General features: G+C 69.6%; 4 protein-coding genes. All 4 read right to left on the bottom strand.

Annotation, left to right across the window (positions count from 1 at the left end; genetic code table 11):
• Positions 1-262: CsbD family protein (locus FV222_RS23105; RefSeq protein WP_147815734.1), on the bottom strand; the 262-nt coding region annotated here is incomplete at its 3' end.
• A 53-nt stretch (positions 263-315) separates the two neighbouring features.
• On the bottom strand, positions 316-477 hold the full coding sequence (locus FV222_RS23110) for a CsbD family protein (protein WP_147815735.1): 162 nt from the start codon (positions 475-477) through the stop codon (positions 316-318).
• Between the two features lie 91 nt (positions 478-568).
• Positions 569-2,032: a helix-turn-helix transcriptional regulator gene (locus tag FV222_RS23115; RefSeq protein WP_147815736.1), complete on the bottom strand. Its 1,464-nt coding sequence runs from the start codon at positions 2,030-2,032 to the stop codon at positions 569-571.
• A gap of 130 nt (positions 2,033-2,162) precedes the next feature.
• Positions 2,163-2,480 (bottom strand): LysM peptidoglycan-binding domain-containing protein (locus FV222_RS23120; protein ID WP_147815737.1); only part of this gene is annotated, 318 nt, incomplete at its 5' end.

The following is a 2,480-nucleotide window of genomic DNA, read 5'->3' on the forward strand; positions in this document are numbered from 1 at the left end:
CCTCGACGTCGTCCGACCCGACGAGGTTGCCGACCGCGTCGCGGACGCGGCCGCCGAGGTCGCGGGCGGTGTCGGCCACCGTCTCGGCGGCGTCGCGGACGGTGTCCTTGGCCTGGCCGTAGAGGTTCTCGGCGGCGCCCTGCGCCTCGCGGGCGCGGCCCTCGACCGAGTCGCGCTTCGAGCCGGTGAGGTCGCCGACCGCGCCCTGCACCTTGCCGCCGAACTCCTTGGCGGCGCCCGTGATCCGATCCGTGTCGACCATGATGTTCTTATCCTACGTTAGGTTTTCGAGGGGAATGAGCGATACGGGTGAGGCTACGGCTTGGACCGGGTCTTTGGTTTCACGCCGTCGCTCGGTAATTTCTGCTGATCCTTGCCTTCGGTCTCGACCTGTCCGTCGCCGATCAGCTTGCCGATCGCCTCCCTGACCGAGCCTTTGATCTTGTCGGCGTGCTCGGATGTCTTCTGCGTGCTCATGCTGGATCTCCGCGGCGGCCAGGATGACGTCGAAGCCTGAGATGGCCCGCCGATCCGGCGAGGCAATGATGCAGACGTGCTGGTTGGACGGTCATTTTTTGTCAGGCGGCGACAGCGGGAAGCCGTTGTCCCGGCCCCAGACGATCGCTTCCGTGCGCTTGTGGACGTTGAGCTTGCGGTACAGCGAGGCGGAGTGGTTCCGCACCGTGTTGCGCGACAGGTTCAAGCGCTGCGCGATCGCCTCGTCGCCCAGGCCCTGGCAGATCAGGTCGAGGATCTGGCGCTCGCGCACGGTGAGGTTCGGGGCGATGCCGTCCCGGTGGTCGGTGCCCGGCCGGCGCAGGTTGGCGAGCTTCTCGATCAGCCCGCGGCTGAACCAGGACGTGTCGGCCATCGCCGCCTCGACCGCCTCGAACATCTCGCGCTCGCTGCGCTTGCGCGCGGTGATGTCCTGCAGGACGATGAGGGCGAAGGCCGTGTCGCCGATCTCGACGCGCTCGGCCGAGGCGAGGCAATCGAGGCTCGTCCCGTCCTGGTGGCGCAGGCAGACCTCGAGCCCGAGTACGAAGCCGGTGCGCAGCAACGCGGTCTCGAACCGGGTCCGCGCCGCATCGTGGACCCAGAGGCCGATCTCGCCGGGCGAGCGCCCCACCATCGCGTCGGCCGCGTAGCCGAAGACGCGGGCGAAGGCCTCGTTCACGCCGGTGACGGCGAAATCCTCGGCGCGCGCGATCAGCGTCGGCACCGGCGTCAGGCGGAACGCCTTGGCGAAGCGCTCCTCGCTCTGGCGGAGCGCGGTCTCGGCCTTCTTGCGCAGCTCCAGGTCGGCGAAGGTGAACAGCATGCACGGCTCGTCGCCGAGCTCCATCGGCTGGCCGGCGACGATGACGAAGCGGGTGCCGCCGTCCGGCAGGTCGAGGCAGGCCTCCATCTGCGGGATGGTGGCGCCTTCGTTCAGCCGGTTGATCGCGAGGTCGCGGTTGCGGGCGTTGGCCAGCACGTCGACCTCGTAGACGCTGCGGCCGATCACGGCGTCGCGGGTGTAGCCGGTCATCTCCAGGAAGCCGACGTTCACCTTGACGTGGCGCAGGTCCGACAGCCGGCAGATCACGGCCGGTGCCGGGTTGGCGTTGAAGGTGGTCTCGAACCGGTCCTCGGCCTCGAACTGCTCCGAGACGTCCTTGAGGATCAGGGCGAGGCAGCTCGGGGTGCCCTCGCGGTCGGTCGCCACCAGGCTGCGCAGGGAGTGGACGAAGTCGACGCCGGGCCGGTCGGTGCGCTTCACGTCGACGATGACGTCGTGGAAGCGCTCGCCGGAGACGACCCGCTCCATCGGGTACTGGTTCGGGGTGTGGTTGTTGCGGTAGCGCAGGGCGAAGCGCTCGCGGTAGATCTCCACGGTCTCGCCGAGCTCGCCCAGCGTCTCGGCCCCGTGCATCGCCAGCGCGGCCGCGTTGGCGTAGGCGATGGTCTGGTCGGGCTCGACCAGGATCACCCCCTCGCTGAGGCCGGCGACGATCTGCCGAAGCTCGTGCCTGTCGACGCCCGCAACCACCTTGGCCCACCTTCTCGATCACCCGCGAAATCGAAGCGCGAAACAGCGTCGTCCCCGCGCGGTTCCAGCAATTCTTGAGGCGGACCGGCCCGTTCGGGCGAGGCCCGGGATCGAAAGCCCGCTCAGGCCGTCAGCCGCGCTCCCCGGCCGGTCCGGCCTCGGGCGCGCCCTCGCTCGGCAGCACGAAGATCTGCCCGGGATAGATCAGGTCGGGATCGCGGATCTGGTCCTGGTTGGCGTCGTAGATCACCGAGTACCGGTCGCCCGCGCCGTAGGTGCGCCGGCTGATCTCCCATAGGCTGTCGCCGCGCGCGATCGTGGCGGTCCTGACCTCCGGAACGAACACGTCGGCGCCGCCGCCCGGCTCGGATGGCCCACGCGCCGCCGGGGTTTCGGCGGCGAGCCCTGGTGAAGCGGGAGTGCCCGCGGTCCGGTCGGACCCTTCCGC

Origin of the sequence: Methylobacterium sp. WL103, from assembly GCF_008039885.1 — a bacterium.
GTDB classification, from domain to species: domain Bacteria; phylum Pseudomonadota; class Alphaproteobacteria; order Rhizobiales; family Beijerinckiaceae; genus Methylobacterium; species Methylobacterium cerastii.